The sequence below is a fragment of the Variovorax durovernensis genome (assembly GCF_977011995.1).
Genome location: NZ_CDRNCW010000001.1, coordinates 1 through 18,301, shown reverse-complemented (window position 1 = coordinate 18,301; position 18,301 = coordinate 1). Strand labels below are relative to the sequence as shown.

Here is an 18,301-nt window from a genome sequence, read left to right as displayed (position 1 = left end):
GGCGCATGGACTCTTGACGACCCTGTGGAATTCGTGAAGCTAGAAGAAGGCGTAGAAATCTTCGGCGACTACGACCTGATGGCCTCGTAGAGGTCAATCGGACCACGCAGATGGAAAGCGCGTTCGCAGCATGTAAGGAAAAGCGATACGTCCGCCTCGCCGAGACAGCTGTGCGGTGTTATACGCATGAGTGAAGGATTTAAAATCTATTTCTCGACACCTGAGGCCTTAGAGGACACCATGCTCAAAACTGCGTTAGACGAACATGCTTTCGGAAGCGAGATGGCTAGCCTCATATCCCCTGCGCGGCCAATACAAAGCATTGAGTACTTGCACGGTCGTGAAAAAGAGCTTGAGCGAATTAACCGAGCACTATTTGCTCCGGGCCGACATGTGTTCATCTATGGCGACCGTGGTATTGGGAAATCATCTTTAGCTGCTTCGGCTGCAGCGCAAGCCCAATCATCAGACTCGCCATACATCGACGTCTCGTGCTCGACCGACTCGACGTTTCGCAGCGTGATCGCAAACATCGGAGCCCAAGCTCTGCGATTAAGTCGAATTCATAAAACGAAGAGGACGCTTACGGCGGGGATTGAACTGCGGTTCCTTAAGGCAAGCGCCAGTGAAGAAATAACCGACCATGACTTGGTTGATGTTATTCGCACGGTCGGTGACGCTGTGGAGGTCTTGCGTGAAGTTGCCGCTGTACACTCGATCAGGCCAGTCGTAGTTCTTGATGAATTCGATCGTATGATTGACGAACGTGAGCGTGGCCTATTTTCTGATTTGGTAAAGCAGCTTGGCGACAAAAAGATTGACGTTACGTTCTTTTTTACGGGTGTGGGCCACACACTCGACCAACTGCTAGGCGCACACCCCTCTGCTATTCGTCAATTTGAGACTATTGAACTCGAAAAACTGAACTGGACCGCGCGCTGGAATATTGCAGTGAATGCTCTAGGTAAATTCGAGGTTGAGATCGAGGACAACATTCGAATACGAATCGCCGCGGTAAGCGATGGCTATCCAGCCTACGTGCATCTCATCACTGAAAAGCTGCTTTGGCGTTTGTGGGACGATCCGGCTGAAGTTTCAAACGTTGATTGGGATCACTACAACGGCGCCATTCAAGATGCTATCGTTAGTGTCAATGCGGAGCTAAAGCGGCCGTACGAGCAGGCGGTAAATCAACGAACTGAGGACTTTGAAGAAGTGCTGTGGGCAGCGGCGGATTCCGAATATCTCGATCGTGACCTCCGTCAAATATTCAGCTCGTATTGCTACGTAATGCGCCAGCGTTCCGGTCGATTGGCAATGGAGTACAAGCAATTCGCAGCCATCTTGACCAAACTCAAAAGTAAATCCTGTGGCGAAATTATTGTCGCGTCAAGATTTGATCGCCGAGGTTGGGTCGCCTACCGTGAGAGCATGTTGCGAGGCTACGCCCGTATGAGAGCTGAGGCGCGCAACATCAAGCTTGTGGGGGAGCAGGAAACGCCTAGGCAAGTGATGCATGCGCCAAGCAGCGGGGGGCGCACGTTCGGATCTGCAGTTCCAAAAGGTGTTCATATGGGTCGCATTCGATCGTCCGAGGAAGATGCGAGCGAGTGAGTCTCATGGCTCGCCGAACCGGCGCCTCATCGAATGCGAATTTGCATCGTCAAAACAAAGTTTACACACTGTGCAGCGTCGTTGAAACAAATCGTCTATCCCAATAAATTTGGAGCAAACGGGGTTGCGCATGCTCGTAATTGCTTAGCAGGGATACCGAAGACTAGCGAACCGTCTATTAGTCGAGTACTTATTTCGTCAGAAGTGACTCACTGGATCCGTTTAGGACGGCACTACATGCACAACGCTGGATAACCTAGGCAAAGCTTTTATGGTGATCAATAGCCGCACAAATATTTTTCAGTAGCGGATGGAAACCGGTCCAATCAATAGAATCGGCATTTTGGTCGACGTATTTAAAGGCAAAATCGGCCTTGCCAGCCAGCGAAGAATCATTGTCATTGGAAAATACCAGCTTCTTCCCGTCGATGGAGGTCGGGATATCTTTTTCATGAAAAAGATCTTCTATGCTTGTCTCAGGTTTTTTTCCCTTCGGTATAGGCACCAGGTACAGATTTGCAAATACCCTCACGAACGGCTCATCGCCCGTGACATGCGTCAGCTTTGGATGTGAATTTTCTTTTGCAACACTAAAAACTTTTTTTCCCGCCACGTCATTATCGACAATGAAGATCACGGGATGGTGACCTGGCGAGGCGCGGAATTTTGGCAATTCAGATTTATAGGCGATGATCATATTTTTTAGATTATCTACGCCCCCGCTACCGGCACCTAAGATCGAAACGGTAGAAAAATTCGGCAAGTGAAAAGAATTCTTATTCTTGTGCTTCCGATCATATTTCATCAAAAGGAACGACAGAACATCAATTTGCTCCGCCGACTTATGGATCAGCTGTGGAAATAGTTTTTTACTTTGGTGCGCGGCGTTAGTGATGTAGACGTTGTCAGTTTTCCCTTCGCACACGATCATCGGCGCCGAATTGGAGAAAAAATTTGTGTAAAGTAAAAATCGTCGATATATCTCAAGCTTTTTATCTGATGCATTGTCTTTGCCGAAAAACCGCGGGTGGTTCTGCGGGTTCGCTCTGACATCTGACCTGAACACGTTGTCCACCGAATGGATAAAACCCAACATGCCATGAAGTTGCGCGTGCGTGCCATAGACCGAAGTTGGAATTGGTTTTTCGCCAGCGGATTTGGTAATTGATTTTATTTGATATTTTCCGTGATTGATCAAGGAGAATACATAGGCTCTCACCAACTTTCGATACTCAGCCGGTACATTAACTTTCTTATTTACAACGAGTCCCGTGACTTGTTGCCGTGACGTTCGGTACTGCATGCGAGTCTTCTGATCATTGACGTCAAAGCCCGCTTTTTTTATTAGTCCACGGAGCGGCTTACTCAGAGTCCAAGAATGCCCGTCTCCCGACAGAGTTGCTACAGAATGAGGAAAATCTTTCTTGTTAGTAGAGAACGTAATATCATCCACGTAGCGTGTATATCGGCAGCCGGCCTCCTTGGCCAATTTAATCAAATGGAAATCGAGAATTCCTGCGATCAAATTCGATATCACTGGGGAACTTGGCGCCCCTTGCGGTAAACAGTCCTCATAGCAAGAAATATGCGCTATCGCGGTAGCAACTTCTGATGCTAGTTCGAAGTTTTTTTCCTTAACGAAAAAGCCCCGAATACGCTTGGCGGTTATCGAAGGGAAAAAATCCTGTAGATCAATGTTCAGAACGTAGCGCTTATTGCGATGAGCTTGCGCGTTTGTAAGAATGCTTTTATTTGGCTGGAAGCCGTGAGAAGCGGAACTTCGTCGACCAGTGAGCTTCTCGATGTCTAGAGAAGCCTCCTGTAAGACTCTTCCGAGTCTTCGCTGAAGCGACTTGAGTTCCTCTTCTGGCGCGGCAATAGTTCTAACACCACCACTGCGTTTTGGAATGTCAAACTCTTTATACTTTGCCGCGCCAGATTTGCCATATAACAAATATGTCAAATGGCTATGCTCAATTTCCAGCAAATGAGCAAGACCCGCTCTTGTCTTAGCGGCTCGCAACTGTTCTAACTTGTTGGGTTTGGCTGTCATGTAGAAGGTGGCTTCACAGACACTCCATCGCAACCTCGCAGTCACTCAAAGTGCTCGTGCGAGTCAGATAGTCATGGGGCATCGGCCCTCACATTGTTGTCAAGTGCCACGATTGCATGGCAGAAAGTCTGTCTGCGAAGCCGACGTGAGCATACAGTCTGAGGTAACGGGGTGCAACAAAAGTGCGATTGTGACGCCAGCGAAGGCATCAACTTGGCCGAAATTTGGCACCGGCGTGACGTTGAACAACCTGAGTTGCGCGGAATGAGCGTCGCGATTGGTCGATTGTTAACAACCTCCCTTTCCTAGCTGGCTTGCAGATCGCGTGCTTTGCTCTTCGAAGATCCGGTATTGGCCGAAGCTGTGTGGAAACATTTGCCGGTGCCCATCGCTTCGAAAGTCGACCTCTGAGATGGGCGCAGGCCGCGCTTTTTGGATGTGCCGAGGGGCCAAGGGTCCGTAAAGGAGTTATTCGTGAACATCTACCAAGCGCGATCATCTTCGTCGTAGGAGACGTAGAGGGATTAGCGCTGGTGTGCAAGTTCGCTGAACAGGACGCGCGTCGGTAGCGTTTTCTCGTCCCGTTTGCACATCCCAAGTTGCGGCTGCGGAACGCCAGTGAACTCTAGCGGCTAGAACTCCAGGCCGCCCTTTGTTGCAATGCTGGCGCCATCAGACCTTCGCGCAGCGCGCCGTTGAACCTTCGCAAATTTCGATTTCTCGCCACCGAATCCGCGCGATGTGTGCCGCTCTCGCACCGATCTGGGCTCGCGACCGGCTGCTTTGGGCGAGGTGTTGAGTTCCATGGAATCCTGACCCGCGATTTCCATCGAATATTGACCCACCCTCTTTGCGAGCCAGCCGGCTCACGGTGTGGATAAGTTCTTGGCTTTCTCCTTTTTAGGTTGGACTGCTTGAACGGGTTGAGCCGAGCTGTGCTTGAAGCGGAAGCTGTCGTTTCCGGTCTCCAGAATATGGCAGTGATGCGTGAGCCGGTCCAGCAACGCCGTCGTCATCTTCGCGTCGCCGAAGACGCTGGCCCACTCGCTGAAGCTCAAGTTGGTTGTGATCACCACGCTCGTGCGTTCGTAGAGTTTGGACAGCAGATGGAACAACAGCGCGCCACCTGATGCGCTGAACGGCAGGTAGCCCAGTTCATCGAGCACCACCATGTCCGCGTACATCAGTCGGTGCGCGATGTGGCCGGGATTGCCACTGGCCTTCTCTTGCTCGAGTGCGTTGACCAGTTCTACCGTCGAGAAGAAGCGCACCCGGCGGTGTTGGTGCTCGATGGCCTGCACGCCCAGCGCCGTGGCGATGTGGGTCTTGCCGGTGCCCGGACCGCCCACGAGCACCACGTTCTGCGCATCGTCCATGAACTCGCATCGGTGTAGCTGACGCACCAGCGCCTCGTTGACCTCGCTGTTGGCGAAGTCGAAGCCAGCGAGATCGCGATAGGCTGGGAAGCGAGCGAGCTTCAACTGGTAGGCCACCGAGCGTACCTCCCGCTCGGCTGTCTCTGCCTTTAGCAACTGCGAGAGCATCGGTTGGGCCGCCTCGAAGGCCGGCGATCCCTGCTCGGCCAGCTCCGCGACGGCCTGGGCCATGCCGTGCATCTTGAGTTCGCGCAGCATGATCACGATGGCGCCGCTGGCAGGGTCATGTCGCATGGCGCACCTCCTGGCTACTCGACTTGGAGTTCAGCGGCCCGCGCAGGCCGCCAGCAGCGCTGGCACGCCCCCGGAGCGTGTCGTAGCGCAGCACATCGGCCTTCGGCTCGTTCATCAGGCGCAGTGCCTGCGGTGCCGTGACAGGCGCCGGCGCAATGGGCTTGGCATCGAGCAGTCGGTGCAGCACATTCAGCACATGAGTCTTGCTGGCCACGCCGGCTTCCAGCGCCAGTTCGACCGCGGTCAGCACTGCCTGCTCGTCGTGGTGCAGCACCAGCGCCAGGATCTCCACCATCTCGCGGTCTCCGCCTGGCTGCTTCAGCAGCGCGGCCTGCAGCCGCCGGAAGCCCTGCGGCAGCTCGCTGAAGGGCGCTCCGTTCCTGAGCGCTCCTGGCTTGCGTTGCAGCACTGCCAGGTAGTGCCTCCAGTCGTAGACGGTCTGACCTGCGGTGTCGTGGCGACGGTCAATGATGCGCGTGTGCTCGCACACGATCTGGCCCTCGGCCGCCACGACGAGGCGTTCGGCGTACACGCGCAGGCTCACTGGCCGGTTCGCGTAGGAGGCCGGAACGCTGTAACGGTTGCGCTCGAAGTGCACCAGGCAGGTGGGCGAGACGCGCTTGGTGTGTTCCACGAAACCATCGAAGGGTCTGGGGATCTGCAACAGTAGTGGCCGTTCCTGCGCCCAGACATCGGCTACGGTCCCTGGCAGCTTGCCGTGGACGATCTCGCCCCACAGCGCCTTGCAGCGGTCCTCCAGCCAGTCGTTGAGCAGCGCCAGCGTGGCGAACGCCGGCACAGGTTGCCACAACCGGTGGCGCGCATCACGCACGTTCTTCTCGACCTGGCCCTTCTCCCAGCCCGAGGCCGGGTTGCAGAACTCGGCCTCGAACAGGTAGTGACTGACCATGGCGCTGAAGCGCGCGTTGATGTCGCGCTCCTTGCCGCGGCGTACCTTGTCCACGGCGGTCTTCATGTTGTCGTAGATGCCGCGCCGAGGCACGCCCCCGAGTACCTCGAAGGCCCGGTTGTGCGCATCGAACAGCATCTCGTGGGTCTGCAACAGGTAGGCGCGCACGATGAACGCACGGCTGTGGCTGAGCTTGAAGTGCGCCACCTGCAGCTTGGTGCGTTCACCAGCGATGACGGCCCAGTCCTCGCTCCAGTCGAACTGGAATGCCTCGCCGGGACCGAAGGCCAGAGGCACGAAGGTGCCGCGCCCGGTCGTCTGCTGGACCTCGTGGAGATGCGCATGCCACGCTCGTGCAAAGGCCGCCACGCGGTTGTAGGAGCCCTGGTAGCCCAGCGCCACCAGATCGGCGTGCATCTGCTTGAGCGTGCGCCGCTGCTTGCGTGACTTAGACGCCTCGCTCTTGAGCCAGCCGCCGAGCTTCTCGGCGAACGCGTCGAGCTTGCTCGGGCTGATGCGCTTCGCGTAGCTGGGCGCCGCCTCGCCCTCGCGAAGGTACTTGCGGATGGTGTTGCGAGACAAGCCCGTGCGCCGGGCTATCTCTCGGATGGACAGTTGCTCTCGCAGTGCCCAACGCCTGATGACACTCAGTGTCGCCACGTCAATCACTCCTGTGCTCCTGCTGCTAAAAGCAGCAGGTTAGGGTTATCACGTGGGTCAGATTTAGATGGAAATCACCGGGCCAAGTGGGTCACTTCTGGATGGAAATCAACACTGCCGGATCGCACGGTGTGTCAGGTCCCAGAGCTCGGACTTCTGCTCGTTGCTGCGCTGAGCCACCTCTTCATTGAACTCAATGAGCTTTCGCCTGAGGTCGCGTTCCTGATCGAGCAGTTCGCGCCGCCTGCGACCGATATCGTGTTCGGACAGCGTGGGTCCATCCTTATCCAGTTGGTCGGCCACGGCCTTGAGGTGACCTTCCAACTCATCCAGTTGCTTCTGTCGAGGGCGGATTTCGGCAGCCAGCTTGTCCTGCATAGCCCTGGCGGGGAGCGACAGGAGCATCGCGCGCTCGAAGTCTACGTAGCCGATCTTAAGTTGCTGAGCCAGCGCGGATGAAGGAGCCAGAGAGAGCATGCACGCCGCCGCCGCACCGGCGGCAAAGACAACCGCTTCACGGCGGGCCACCGCGCAGGCAGCCACCGCAATGGTCTGAATAAGTCTGTTCATTAGAATGCCCCTCCGACGTGGATGTGAAAGCACTGGATGTTATGCGGCGCCCCAATAAACAGCCGTTCCTACACGCAACGCTCAGACGTCATTGGGCAGCTCTGCAGGTTTCAAAAGCCTCTTTATCGACTCTCTGTGAAGACGGTCACCGACCGTCCGCTTTTGGCCGAGGCTGTGTGGAAACTCCAGCGGTGCATCCAGTATGCCGAAGCATCGCGTTTACAGAGCTCTGACGACGTCTCGAGCGATCCGACGGTCTTGTTCCGCGTGTGGGGGTTTCGCAGGCATTCGATGTGCTGCGCAAGCGCTGATGTGTTGAAGAAGGCTCACGCCCCTACCAAGCGCACCGCCTTCATCATCTTCGCCACCCCCAGAATCCGCATCACCCGCTTGAGGTTGTACGCCAGCACATGCAGGCTCATCTCGGTGCCCACATGCGCCAGCGTCTTCGTCAGGAAGTGCGTCGAGCCCATCCAGTTGTTGATTTCCATCCAGAAGTGACCCACTTGGCCCGGTGATTTCCATCTAAATCTGACCCACGTGATAACCCTAACCTGCTGCTTTTAGCAGCAGGAGCACAGGAGTGATTGACGTGGCGACACTGAGTGTCATCAGGCGTTGGGCACTGCGAGAGCAACTGTCCATCCGAGAGATAGCCCGGCGCACGGGCTTGTCTCGCAACACCATCCGCAAGTACCTTCGCGAGGGCGAGGCGGCGCCCAGCTACGCGAAGCGCATCAGCCCGAGCAAGCTCGACGCGTTCGCCGAGAAGCTCGGCGGCTGGCTCAAGAGCGAGGCGTCTAAGTCACGCAAGCAGCGGCGCACGCTCAAGCAGATGCACGCCGATCTGGTGGCGCTGGGCTACCAGGGCTCCTACAACCGCGTGGCGGCCTTTGCACGAGCGTGGCATGCGCATCTCCACGAGGTCCAGCAGACGACCGGGCGCGGCACCTTCGTGCCTCTGGCCTTCGGTCCCGGCGAGGCATTCCAGTTCGACTGGAGCGAGGACTGGGCCGTCATCGCTGGTGAACGCACCAAGCTGCAGGTGGCGCACTTCAAGCTCAGCCACAGCCGTGCGTTCATCGTGCGCGCCTACCTGTTGCAGACCCACGAGATGCTGTTCGATGCGCACAACCGGGCCTTCGAGGTACTCGGGGGCGTGCCTCGGCGCGGCATCTACGACAACATGAAGACCGCCGTGGACAAGGTACGCCGCGGCAAGGAGCGCGACATCAACGCGCGCTTCAGCGCCATGGTCAGTCACTACCTGTTCGAGGCCGAGTTCTGCAACCCGGCCTCGGGCTGGGAGAAGGGCCAGGTCGAGAAGAACGTGCGTGATGCGCGCCACCGGTTGTGGCAACCTGTGCCGGCGTTCGCCACGCTGGCGCTGCTCAACGACTGGCTGGAGGACCGCTGCAAGGCGCTGTGGGGCGAGATCGTCCACGGCAAGCTGCCAGGGACCGTAGCCGATGTCTGGGCGCAGGAACGGCCACTACTGTTGCAGATCCCCAGACCCTTCGATGGTTTCGTGGAACACACCAAGCGCGTCTCGCCCACCTGCCTGGTGCACTTCGAGCGCAACCGTTACAGCGTTCCGGCCTCCTACGCGAACCGGCCAGTGAGCCTGCGCGTGTACGCCGAACGCCTCGTCGTGGCGGCCGAGGGCCAGATCGTGTGCGAGCACACGCGCATCATTGACCGTCGCCACGACACCGCAGGTCAGACCGTCTACGACTGGAGGCACTACCTGGCAGTGCTGCAACGCAAGCCAGGAGCGCTCAGGAACGGAGCGCCCTTCAGCGAGCTGCCGCAGGGCTTCCGGCGGCTGCAGGCCGCGCTGCTGAAGCAGCCAGGCGGAGACCGCGAGATGGTGGAGATCCTGGCGCTGGTGCTGCACCACGACGAGCAGGCAGTGCTGACCGCGGTCGAACTGGCGCTGGAAGCCGGCGTGGCCAGCAAGACTCATGTGCTGAATGTGCTGCACCGACTGCTCGATGCCAAGCCCATTGCGCCGGCGCCTGTCACGGCACCGCAGGCACTGCGCCTGATGAACGAGCCGAAGGCCGATGTGCTGCGCTACGACACGCTCCGGGGGCGTGCCAGCGCTGCTGGCGGCCTGCGCGGGCCGCTGAACTCCAAGTCGAGTAGCCAGGAGGTGCGCCATGCGACATGACCCTGCCAGCGGCGCCATCGTGATCATGCTGCGCGAACTCAAGATGCACGGCATGGCCCAGGCCGTCGCGGAGCTGGCCGAGCAGGGATCGCCGGCCTTCGAGGCGGCCCAACCGATGCTCTCGCAGTTGCTAAAGGCAGAGACAGCCGAGCGGGAGGTACGCTCGGTGGCCTACCAGTTGAAGCTCGCTCGCTTCCCAGCCTATCGCGATCTCGCTGGCTTCGACTTCGCCAACAGCGAGGTCAACGAGGCGCTGGTGCGTCAGCTACACCGATGCGAGTTCATGGACGATGCGCAGAACGTGGTGCTCGTGGGCGGTCCGGGCACCGGCAAGACCCACATCGCCACGGCGCTGGGCGTGCAGGCCATCGAGCACCAACACCGCCGGGTGCGCTTCTTCTCGACGGTAGAACTGGTCAACGCACTCGAGCAAGAGAAGGCCAGTGGCAATCCCGGCCACATCGCGCACCGACTGATGTACGCGGACATGGTGGTGCTCGATGAACTGGGCTACCTGCCGTTCAGCGCATCAGGTGGCGCGCTGTTGTTCCATCTGCTGTCCAAACTCTACGAACGCACGAGCGTGGTGATCACAACCAACTTGAGCTTCAGCGAGTGGGCCAGCGTCTTCGGCGACGCGAAGATGACGACGGCGTTGCTGGACCGGCTCACGCATCACTGCCATATTCTGGAGACCGGAAACGACAGCTTCCGCTTCAAGCACAGCTCGGCTCAACCCGTTCAAGCAGTCCAACCTAAAAAGGAGAAAGCCAAGAACTTATCCACACCGTGAGCCGGCTGGCTCGCAAAGAGGGTGGGTCAATATTCGATGGAAATCGCGGGTCAGGATTCCATGGAACTCAACAGTCTGATCTTAAAAAAGGGAAAAGCGGCCCTGCGATCCGGCAAACCAGCCAATACTCGGACTCAGATTCGGATTCAGATTTCAGTTTTCGAGAAAATGAAAATCGTCCCATTCGCCCAGGATGTTCTTGAAGAGATCGGCATGGACTGGCCGTCTGTTTCCTCGCTGAGTGCCTTGCGTGCTTGGTACGAGGGCATGAGCTCGAGTGACGCGGTGGCGCGTTACCTGCCCAACATCAGGGCCGACGGGCATTCGTCACGCACGGCTCTTGCGCTCGTGCGCCGGCAGCTGGCCGCGCGTGCACGGGCGTGTCACCGCGAGGATCTGGCCGTTTTGTTCCTGGAACCCGCGGCGGGCCGGACGCAACGCTCGCGCAGGGTCTTGGATGCGATCGAGCTTCTGCGCCATTTGCGTGCGCCGCTGCCGCTTCTCACCGATGCGGTCGCGCACTGGTTCCCGCCTCGTTTGAGCCATGCCTTGACCGCTCATGGACTGCTCACCTTGGCCGATCTGCTGGTGCGCGCAACGCACCGGCGGACCTGGTGGGCGGCTGTCCCGGGTGTGGGCGCTGCCGGCGCGCGCCTGACCTCTGAGTTTCTGGCTGCTCACCCGGACCTGACGCGGCGTGCTCAAACGCTTTTGCCTGCGCCGGTGCCCGCTGGTCATGAGATCGTGCCTTGGGAGCGGTTGCACCTGCCGCGTGAGCTCGATGGTTCGAACGGAGCGTTCCGCGCGCCACCGTCCAGCTGCGTACTGGGCGCTGGCAACGACTACGAGGCAGTGCAGGCCTGGCTGTCGCTGCACGAGGCCGCCGCGACGCAGCGCGCCTACCGCAAGGAGGCCGAGCGCCTCATCCTCTGGGCCATCGTCGAGCGTGGCAGGGCGCTGTCCTCGCTCACCACCGAGGATGCGGTGGCGTACCGGACGTTCCTGCGGCGTCCCGTCCCGCGCTCGCGCTGGGTGGGACGTGCCGCGCCGCGCACGGCGGCCGGGTGGAAGCCCTTCACCGGAGATCTGTCCACCAATTCGGCTGGCTACGCGCTCTCGGTGATCGGTGCGCTGTTTCGCTGGCTCATCCAGCAGCGCTACGTTTTGGCGAATCCGTTCGCCGGCATCAAGGTCCGCGGCGACTCGCGCTCACTTCCACAGGGACCGCAGCGCGCATTCGGCGAGGGCGAGTGGGCCATCATCCAGGCGGTGGCAGAGGGCTTGGAGTGGGTTCATGGCTGGGACGCACCCGCAGCGCAACGTTTGCGCTTTGTTCTGGATTTCGGGTACGCGACCGGGCTTCGTATCGGCGAATTCACTCAAGCCACCCTGGGGCAGATCGAGGTCGATCACCGCGGCGACCATTGGTTGCGGCTCACCGGCAAAGGGGCCAAGCCCGCAAAGGTCGTTCTTCCACTAATGGCCCGTGCCGCGCTCGAGCGCTATCTGGCGCATCGCCATCTGCCCACCTCTCCCGAGCGGTGGGCCCCCGCAACACCACTGCTGACAGGCCTGGACTCTGCGCAGGGCATCTCCAGCGCCAGGCTGTGGAGCGTCATGCGCAGGTTCTTTCGGGATGTCGCACGGATTGTTGCCCCTGACAGCCCTGCCCTGTCCGAGCGGCTGTTGCGGGCGAGTCCCCATTGGATGCGACACACGCACGCGACCCATGCGCTGGCGCACGGGGCAGAACTCACCACCGTGCGCGACAACCTGCGCCACGCCTCCGTTTCGACCACCTCAACCTACTTGCATACCGACGAGGTCAGGCGCGCTCGGCAAATGGAAGCGGCTTTTGAAGTGCCGGGACGTGGAAGTTGACTACCTGCTGACACCCGCCCAGTCAGAGTGGTTCAGTTTCTAGCGGTGTGCAATAGACGGAAGTCGCGAGTACAAGCTTCGACCAGGTGAATCGCCCCAGGACCCGTGGAAGCTGACCCGGGTTACGTTGGGACTGCCCTCCGCTGCGGATAAAGAGGGCCAGCTCGGTGCAGCGCCGCCAGCACCGGAGCATGCCGCTGCGCGATGCACATGGGTTAAGGCGCGACCCCGACCATGTGCGGCATAGCCGCTTGCGCGATACTCAGCGAACTCCTCGTACGCTGTACGATGCCGCCGCCGCGGTGTGCAATAGACGGAAGTCAGGGAGGGCAAACTTTGAACGGGGAGTGGCCTGCAGCACCGTAGCTCAGGAGCTACTGCGGCAATTGTTTTCCAGCAGCTCCGTGGGCGTTGAGGTGTGTTGTCAGGCCCTAGAACCTGACAAGCAACGCACTGCGGAAAGCGCCCATGTCGCAGTGACAGGCATAAACCGCCCGCACACACGCTATCTCACTTGCCCACCTGTCTGGCACGGACCAGACGAAAAAGGCCGAAGGCTTTCACCTTCGGCCATTTCATTTTCTGTGGCAGCGCTTTTGCAGGTACCTGGCAAAGTTTTCACTTTCCATGGCACCCGACAACAGGCTTACACGTCGATATTCGCCGCCCGCAGCGCGTTCTGCTCGATGAATTCCCGGCGTGGCTCCACTTCGTCGCCCATCAGCATCGTGAACACGCGGTCGGCCTCGATCGCGTCGTCGATCTGCACGCGCAGCAGGCGGCGCACGGCCGGGTCCATGGTGGTTTCCCACAGCTGCTCGGGGTTCATCTCGCCCAGGCCCTTGTAGCGCTGGCGCGAGGTGGCGCGTTCGGCTTCGCTGATCAGCCACTTCATGGCCTGGCGGAAGTCGTCGACCTTTTCTTCCTTGGCGCGATCGCCCTCGCCGCGCTTCACCAGCGCGCCTTCGGGGCTCAGCAGGCCGCGGAAGGTGTTGGCGGCTTCGGCCAGCGCGGCGTAGTCGGCGCCGTGCACGAAGTCCTGCGTGATCACGCTGCTCTTGATGTTGCCGTGGTGGCGCCGGCTGATGCGCAGCAGCGGCTTGTCGGTGCGGGCGTCGAACTCGTTGCTCACCTCGGCCGGCACGCCGGTCGTGTTGAGCTCGCGCAGCTTGGCCTGCAGCGCCACGGCCGAAGCCTCGGCGGCGGGCGTGGTGTCGAGGTCGAGCGCCACGCCGTCGGCGATGGCGCGCAGCGCCTCGGCGTCCATGAAGTTGCGCAGGCGTGCGATGACGGCCTCGGCCACCTGGTGCTTGCGCGCCAGTTCGGCCAGGGTGTCGCCGCTGAGCGTGGTCGAGCTGGCACCGCCGGTCTCGATGCGCGCGTCTTTCAGCGCCACCTTGAGCAGGAAGGCGTCGAGCGCGGGGCCGTCCTTCAGGTACTGCTCTTCCTTGCCGACCTTGACCTTGTACAGCGGCGGCTGCGCGATGTAGATGTGGCCGCGCTCGACCAGCTCGGGCATCTGCCGGTAGAAGAAGGTGAGCAGCAGCGTGCGGATGTGGGCGCCGTCGACGTCGGCGTCGGTCATGATGATGATGCGGTGGTAGCGCAGCTTGGCGACGTTGAAGTCGTCCGCGCCGCCACCCGCCGTGGTCGCGCCGGCGCGGCCGATGCCGGTGCCCAGCGCGGTGATCATCGTGAGAATTTCGTTGCTGGTGAGCAGCTTCTCGTAGCGTGCCTTCTCGACGTTCAGGATCTTGCCGCGCAGCGGCAGGATGGCCTGGAACTTCCGGTCGCGGCCCTGCTTGGCGGAGCCGCCGGCGGAGTCGCCCTCCACCAGGTAGACCTCGCACAGCGCCGGATCTTTTTCCTGGCAGTCGGCCAGCTTGCCGGGCAGGCCCATGCCGTCGAGCACGCCCTTGCGGCGCGTCATTTCGCGGGCCTTGCGGGCGGCCTCGCGGGCACGCGCGGCCTCGACGATCTTGCCGCAGATGATCTTGGCGTCGTTCGGGCGTTCCTGCAGGTAGTCGGTCAGCAGCTTGCCGACGATGTCTTCCACCGGCGCGCGCACTTCGCTGGACACCAGCTTGTCCTTGGTCTGGCTCGAGAACTTGGGCTCGGGCACTTTCACGCTCAGCACGCAGCACAGGCCTTCGCGCATGTCGTCGCCGGTGACTTCGACCTTCGCCTTCTTGGCGAACTCGTTCTCTTCGATGTATTTGTTGATGACGCGGGTCATCGCGGCGCGCAGGCCGGTCAGATGGGTGCCGCCGTCACGCTGCGGGATGTTGTTGGTGAAGCAGAGAACCTGCTCGTTGTAGCCGCTGTTCCACTGCATCGCCACTTCGACGCCGATGTGCGTGCCGGGAATGCCGCCGTAGGTGTCGGCCGGGCGCTCGCCTTCGGCGTAGAACGAGTTCGGGTGCAGGACGGTCTTGCCCTTGTTGATGAACTCCACGAAGCCGCGCACGCCGCCGGCGCCGGAGAAGTCGTCTTCCTTGCCGGTGCGCTCGTCCTTCAGGCGGATGCGCACGCCGTTGTTCAGGAAGCTCAGTTCGCGCAGGCGCTTGGAGAGGATTTCATAGTGGAAATCGTTGTTCTCCTTGAAGATCTGCGTGTCGGGCAGGAAGTGCACCTCGGTGCCGCGCTTGTCGGTGTCGCCGATGATCTTCATGGGCGAGACTTCGACGCCGTTCACCGTCTCGAGCAGGCGGTTCTGCACGAAGCCGCGGCTGAATTCGAGCTCGTGGATCTTGCCTTCGCGGCGCACGACCAGGCGCAGCATCACGCTCAGCGCGTTCACGCAGCTCACGCCCACGCCGTGCAGGCCGCCTGACACCTTGTAGCTGTTCTGGTTGAACTTGCCGCCGGCGTGCAGTTCGGTCAGCGCGATTTCGGCGGCCGAGCGCTTGGGCTCGTGCTTGTCGTCCATCTTCACGCCGGTCGGGATGCCGCGGCCGTTGTCGGTAACGGAGATCGAGTTGTCGGAATGGATGGTCACGACGATGTCGTCGCAATGGCCGGCCAGTGCTTCGTCGATGGAGTTGTCCACCACTTCGAACACCAGGTGATGCAGGCCGGTGCCGTCGGAGGTGTCGCCGATGTACATGCCGGGGCGCTTGCGCACGGCCTCGAGCCCTTCGAGGATCGTGATCGAGCCTTCACCGTAGCTGGTGTCGGCGGGGATGTCCTCCGGCGGCACGACCTGGACTTCAGGGGTGTAGACGGGCTCGGTGTGCGGCACTTCGGGCTTGTTTTCTTCAGCACTCATTCGGATATTCCTCTGTCTCTCACGGCATTCACGTGATTTTTCGGGCTCTCAAAAGCTCAATTCGCCGCCTCTTGAAAGCGCAAACCCGCGGGGGGCCGCGGGCTGTGTGCGCAAGGCGCTTCGGGGTCTGTCTGCTAGATACGCATCGGCATCACTACGTATTTGAAGGATGCGTTCTCGGGGATGGTTAACAAGGCCGAACTGTTGGAGTCGGCCAGGTCCAGCTTGACCATGTCCTGGTCCATGTTCGACAGCGCGTCGATCAGGTAGGTCACGTTGAAGCCGATCTCGATGGCGTCGCCACCGTAGTCGATGTCGAGTTCGTCCTGGGCTTCTTCCTGCTCGGCATTGTTCGATGCGATGCGCAGGGTGCCGGGCTCGATGTTCAGGCGCACGCCCTTGAACTTCTCGCTGGTCAGGATGGCGGTGCGCTGCAGGCTGGCCAGGAGCGGCGCGCGGCCCAGGGTGACGGTGTTCTTGTGGTTCTTGGGAATCACTCGGTTGTAGTCGGGGAACTTGCCCTCGACCAGCTTGGTTACGAACTCCATGCCGCCGAAGCTGAACTTGGCCTGGTTGTTCGCGAACTGCATCTCGATGGCGCCTTCGGCGTCGGACAGCAGGCGCTGCATTTCCAGCACGGTCTTGCGCGGAAGAATGACTTCCTGGCGCGGCACTTCGACGTCGAGCGTGGCCGACGAGAACGCCAGGCGGTGGCCGTCGGTGGCCACCAGGCTCAGCTGCTTGCCTTCGGCAACGAACAGGATGCCGTTCAGGTAGTAGCGGATGTCGTGCACGGCCATTGCGAACGAGACCTGAGAGAGCAGGTCCTTCAGCGTCTTCTGCGGCACGCTGAACACGGGGCCGAAATTGGCGGCTTCCTGCACCAGCGGGAAGTCTTCGGCCGGCAAAGATTGCAGCGTGAAACGGCTCTTGCCGCCCTTGAGCACCAGCTTGCTCGCGCTCGATTCGAGGCTCACGGTCTGGTCGGCAGGCATGGTGCGCAGGATGTCGATCAGCTTGCGCGCGCCGATGGTGGTGGTGAAGTTGCCTTCGTCGCCGCCGAGCTCGGCGGTGGTGCGGATCTGGATTTCGAGGTCGCTGGTGGTCAGCTGCAGCTGGCCGCCGGTCTTGCGGATCAGCACGTTCGCCAGGATCGGCAAGGTGTGACGCCGTTCGACGATGCCCGCCACCGACTGCAGCGCGGCGAGGACTTTGTCTTGGTTTGCCTTCAAAACGATCATGTCTTCTTCCTCTTCTCTATCTCTTTGAATCAGCTTGTAAGACGCCATTCTCCGCTGTTGCGAGGGGCATCCTGGATGACATCCGGCTTCAGCCCTTGAGCGTCTGCTCGAGCACGTGGAGCTGCTGGTTGAGTTCGGTGAGCTGCTGGCGCTCGCCCGAAATCTTGCGCACCGCGTGCAGCACCGTCGTGTGATCGCGCCCGCCGAACAGCTCGCCGATTTCCGGCAGGCTCTTCTGCGTGAGTTCCTTGGCCAGGTACATCGCGATCTGCCGTGGCCGTGCAATGCTGGCCGGGCGTTTCTTGCTGTACATGTCGGCGACCTTGATCTTGTAGTAGTCGGCCACCGTTTTCTGGATATTCTCGACGGAGATCTGCCGATTCTGGATCGACAGCAAGTCACGCAGCGCCTCGCGCGCCAGGGCGATCGAGATTTCCTTCTGGTTGAAGCGCGAATAAGCCAGGATCTTGCGCAGCGCGCCTTCGAGCTCGCGCACGTTGGAGCGCACGTTCTTGGCGACGAAGAAGGCCACTTCTTCAGGCATTTCAGCCGATTCGGCGCGCGCCTTGTTGATCAGGATGGCCACGCGCATTTCGAGCTCGGGCGGCTCGATGGCGACCGTGAGGCCCGAATCGAAGCGCGAAACCAGGCGCTCGTGGATGTCGGCCAGCCCTTTCGGATAGGTGTCGCTGGTCATCACGATGTGCGACTTCTTGGCGAGCAGGGCCTCGAACGCGTTGAAGAATTCTTCCTGCGTCCGGTCCTTGTTGGCGAAGAACTGCACATCGTCGATCAGCAACAGGTCGAGCGAGTGGTAGCGCTCCTTGAACTCATCGAAAGTCTTGCGCTGATAGGCTTTGACCACATCCGACACGAATTGCTCGGCGTGGATGTAGAGAACTTTGGAATCCGGCCGGTCGGCCAGCAGCCGGTTACCCACAGCGTGCATCAGGTGGGTCTTGCCCAGGCCGACGCCGCCGTAGATGAAAAGCGGGTTGTAGAGATGGCCGGGCATGCCCGCCACGTGCATGGCCGCGGCGCGCGCCATGCGGTTGGCCGTGCCTTCGACGAGGGTGTCGAAAGTGAGGCCGGAATTGAGGCGGTTCTTGAAGCCGGCGGCGGCGGGCTCCTCGCCTGGGCCGGCCACGTCGCGCGGCACGTCGGTTTCGGTCATGACCGCTACAGGCGCAGAACGCACGGGCGTTTCGCGAGGAGCAAGCGCTAACTCGATGGCAACCGGCTGGCCGTACATCTTCTCGGCCATGGCCGCGATCTTGCCGGCGTACTGGGCCCGGATCCAGTCGAGCTTGAACCGGTTGGCGACGAACACGGTCATGCGGGACAGGTCGTCGGCGACCTGTGCCGTCAGGGGTTTGATCCAGGTGTTGAACTGCTGCTCGGACAGCTCCTGCGCGAGCTGGTCGACGCAGGCCTGCCAGAGGCTTTCGCCGATGCCGTCAGTCGACAT

At 60.3% G+C, this 18,301-nt stretch carries 11 protein-coding genes and 1 pseudogene; 4 read left to right on the top strand and 8 right to left on the bottom strand.

The window, feature by feature from the left end:
• Positions 1-186: 186 nt before the first annotated feature.
• Complete coding sequence (locus ACWV14_RS00060) at positions 187-1,614, top strand: AAA family ATPase (RefSeq protein ID WP_454901626.1); 1,428 nt, start codon at positions 187-189, stop codon at positions 1,612-1,614.
• A 256-nt stretch (positions 1,615-1,870) separates the two neighbouring features.
• Here ACWV14_RS00060 and ACWV14_RS00055 read toward each other — a convergent pair whose 3' ends face one another.
• The 5 genes and pseudogenes from ACWV14_RS00055 to ACWV14_RS00035 form a co-directional block, all read right to left on the bottom strand.
• Positions 1,871-3,667 carry a retron Ec67 family RNA-directed DNA polymerase/endonuclease gene (locus tag ACWV14_RS00055; protein WP_454901624.1) on the bottom strand — a complete coding sequence of 599 codons (1,797 nt, stop codon included), beginning with the start codon at positions 3,665-3,667 and terminating at the stop codon, positions 1,871-1,873.
• A gap of 866 nt (positions 3,668-4,533) precedes the next feature.
• A complete protein-coding gene (istB, locus tag ACWV14_RS00050; RefSeq protein WP_454901618.1) occupies positions 4,534-5,337 on the bottom strand; it encodes an IS21-like element helper ATPase IstB in 804 nt (267 codons plus the stop codon).
• Positions 5,327-6,916 (bottom strand): IS21 family transposase, encoded by a 1,590-nt coding sequence (istA, locus tag ACWV14_RS00045; protein WP_454901620.1) that lies wholly within the window; start codon positions 6,914-6,916, stop codon positions 5,327-5,329. Before istA (ACWV14_RS00045) ends, istB (ACWV14_RS00050) begins: the two co-directional genes overlap by 11 nt.
• A gap of 99 nt (positions 6,917-7,015) precedes the next feature.
• Positions 7,016-7,477 carry an OmpH family outer membrane protein gene (locus tag ACWV14_RS00040; protein ID WP_454901622.1) on the bottom strand — a complete coding sequence of 154 codons (462 nt, stop codon included), beginning with the start codon at positions 7,475-7,477 and terminating at the stop codon, positions 7,016-7,018.
• A 326-nt stretch (positions 7,478-7,803) separates the two neighbouring features.
• Positions 7,804-7,962 (bottom strand): annotated as a pseudogene (locus tag ACWV14_RS00035) (IS5/IS1182 family transposase); the annotation flags it as partial.
• 98 nt (positions 7,963-8,060) lie between these two features.
• Here ACWV14_RS00035 and istA (ACWV14_RS00030) point away from each other — a divergent pair.
• The 3 genes from istA (ACWV14_RS00030) (at position 8,061) to ACWV14_RS00020 (ending at position 12,324) form a co-directional block, all read left to right on the top strand.
• A complete protein-coding gene (gene istA, locus ACWV14_RS00030; RefSeq protein WP_454901620.1) occupies positions 8,061-9,650 on the top strand; it encodes an IS21 family transposase in 1,590 nt (529 codons plus the stop codon).
• Positions 9,640-10,443, top strand: a complete 804-nt coding sequence (gene istB / locus ACWV14_RS00025) for an IS21-like element helper ATPase IstB (RefSeq protein ID WP_454901618.1) — start codon at positions 9,640-9,642, stop codon at positions 10,441-10,443. The genes istA (ACWV14_RS00030) and istB (ACWV14_RS00025) overlap by 11 nt, the downstream gene beginning before the upstream one ends.
• Before the next feature lie 168 nt (positions 10,444-10,611).
• Positions 10,612-12,324 (top strand): phage integrase family protein, encoded by a 1,713-nt coding sequence (locus ACWV14_RS00020; RefSeq protein ID WP_454905972.1) that lies wholly within the window; start codon positions 10,612-10,614, stop codon positions 12,322-12,324.
• A gap of 646 nt (positions 12,325-12,970) precedes the next feature.
• Here the strand turns inward: ACWV14_RS00020 and gyrB are convergent.
• From gyrB to dnaA, 3 genes are all read right to left on the bottom strand, one after another.
• Positions 12,971-15,592, bottom strand: coding sequence for a DNA topoisomerase (ATP-hydrolyzing) subunit B (gyrB, locus tag ACWV14_RS00015; protein WP_454901617.1), 2,622 nt, complete (start codon positions 15,590-15,592; stop codon positions 12,971-12,973).
• Positions 15,593-15,726: 134 nt separating this feature from the next.
• Positions 15,727-16,833 (bottom strand): DNA polymerase III subunit beta, encoded by a 1,107-nt coding sequence (gene dnaN / locus ACWV14_RS00010; protein WP_093054972.1) that lies wholly within the window; start codon positions 16,831-16,833, stop codon positions 15,727-15,729.
• 88 nt (positions 16,834-16,921) lie between these two features.
• The coding region (gene dnaA, locus ACWV14_RS00005; protein ID WP_081269782.1) for a chromosomal replication initiator protein DnaA at positions 16,922-18,301 on the bottom strand (1,380 nt) is incomplete at its 5' end.

Bases quoted from the DNA above. Each gene is read 5' to 3' on its own strand.
- ACWV14_RS00040 (WP_454901622.1), bottom strand. From the start codon at position 7,477: ATGAACAGACTTATTCAGACCATTGCGGTGGCTGCCTGCGCGGTGGCC.
- ACWV14_RS00060 (WP_454901626.1), top strand. From the start codon at position 187: ATGAGTGAAGGATTTAAAATCTATTTCTCGACACCTGAGGCCTTAGAG.
- istB (WP_454901618.1), bottom strand. From the start codon at position 5,337: ATGCGACATGACCCTGCCAGCGGCGCCATCGTGATCATGCTGCGCGAA.
- istB (WP_454901618.1), top strand. From the start codon at position 9,640: ATGCGACATGACCCTGCCAGCGGCGCCATCGTGATCATGCTGCGCGAA.
- ACWV14_RS00055 (WP_454901624.1), bottom strand. From the start codon at position 3,667: ATGACAGCCAAACCCAACAAGTTAGAACAGTTGCGAGCCGCTAAGACA.
- ACWV14_RS00020 (WP_454905972.1), top strand. From the start codon at position 10,612: ATGAAAATCGTCCCATTCGCCCAGGATGTTCTTGAAGAGATCGGCATG.
- dnaN (WP_093054972.1), bottom strand. From the start codon at position 16,833: ATGATCGTTTTGAAGGCAAACCAAGACAAAGTCCTCGCCGCGCTGCAG.
- gyrB (WP_454901617.1), bottom strand. From the start codon at position 15,592: ATGAGTGCTGAAGAAAACAAGCCCGAAGTGCCGCACACCGAGCCCGTC.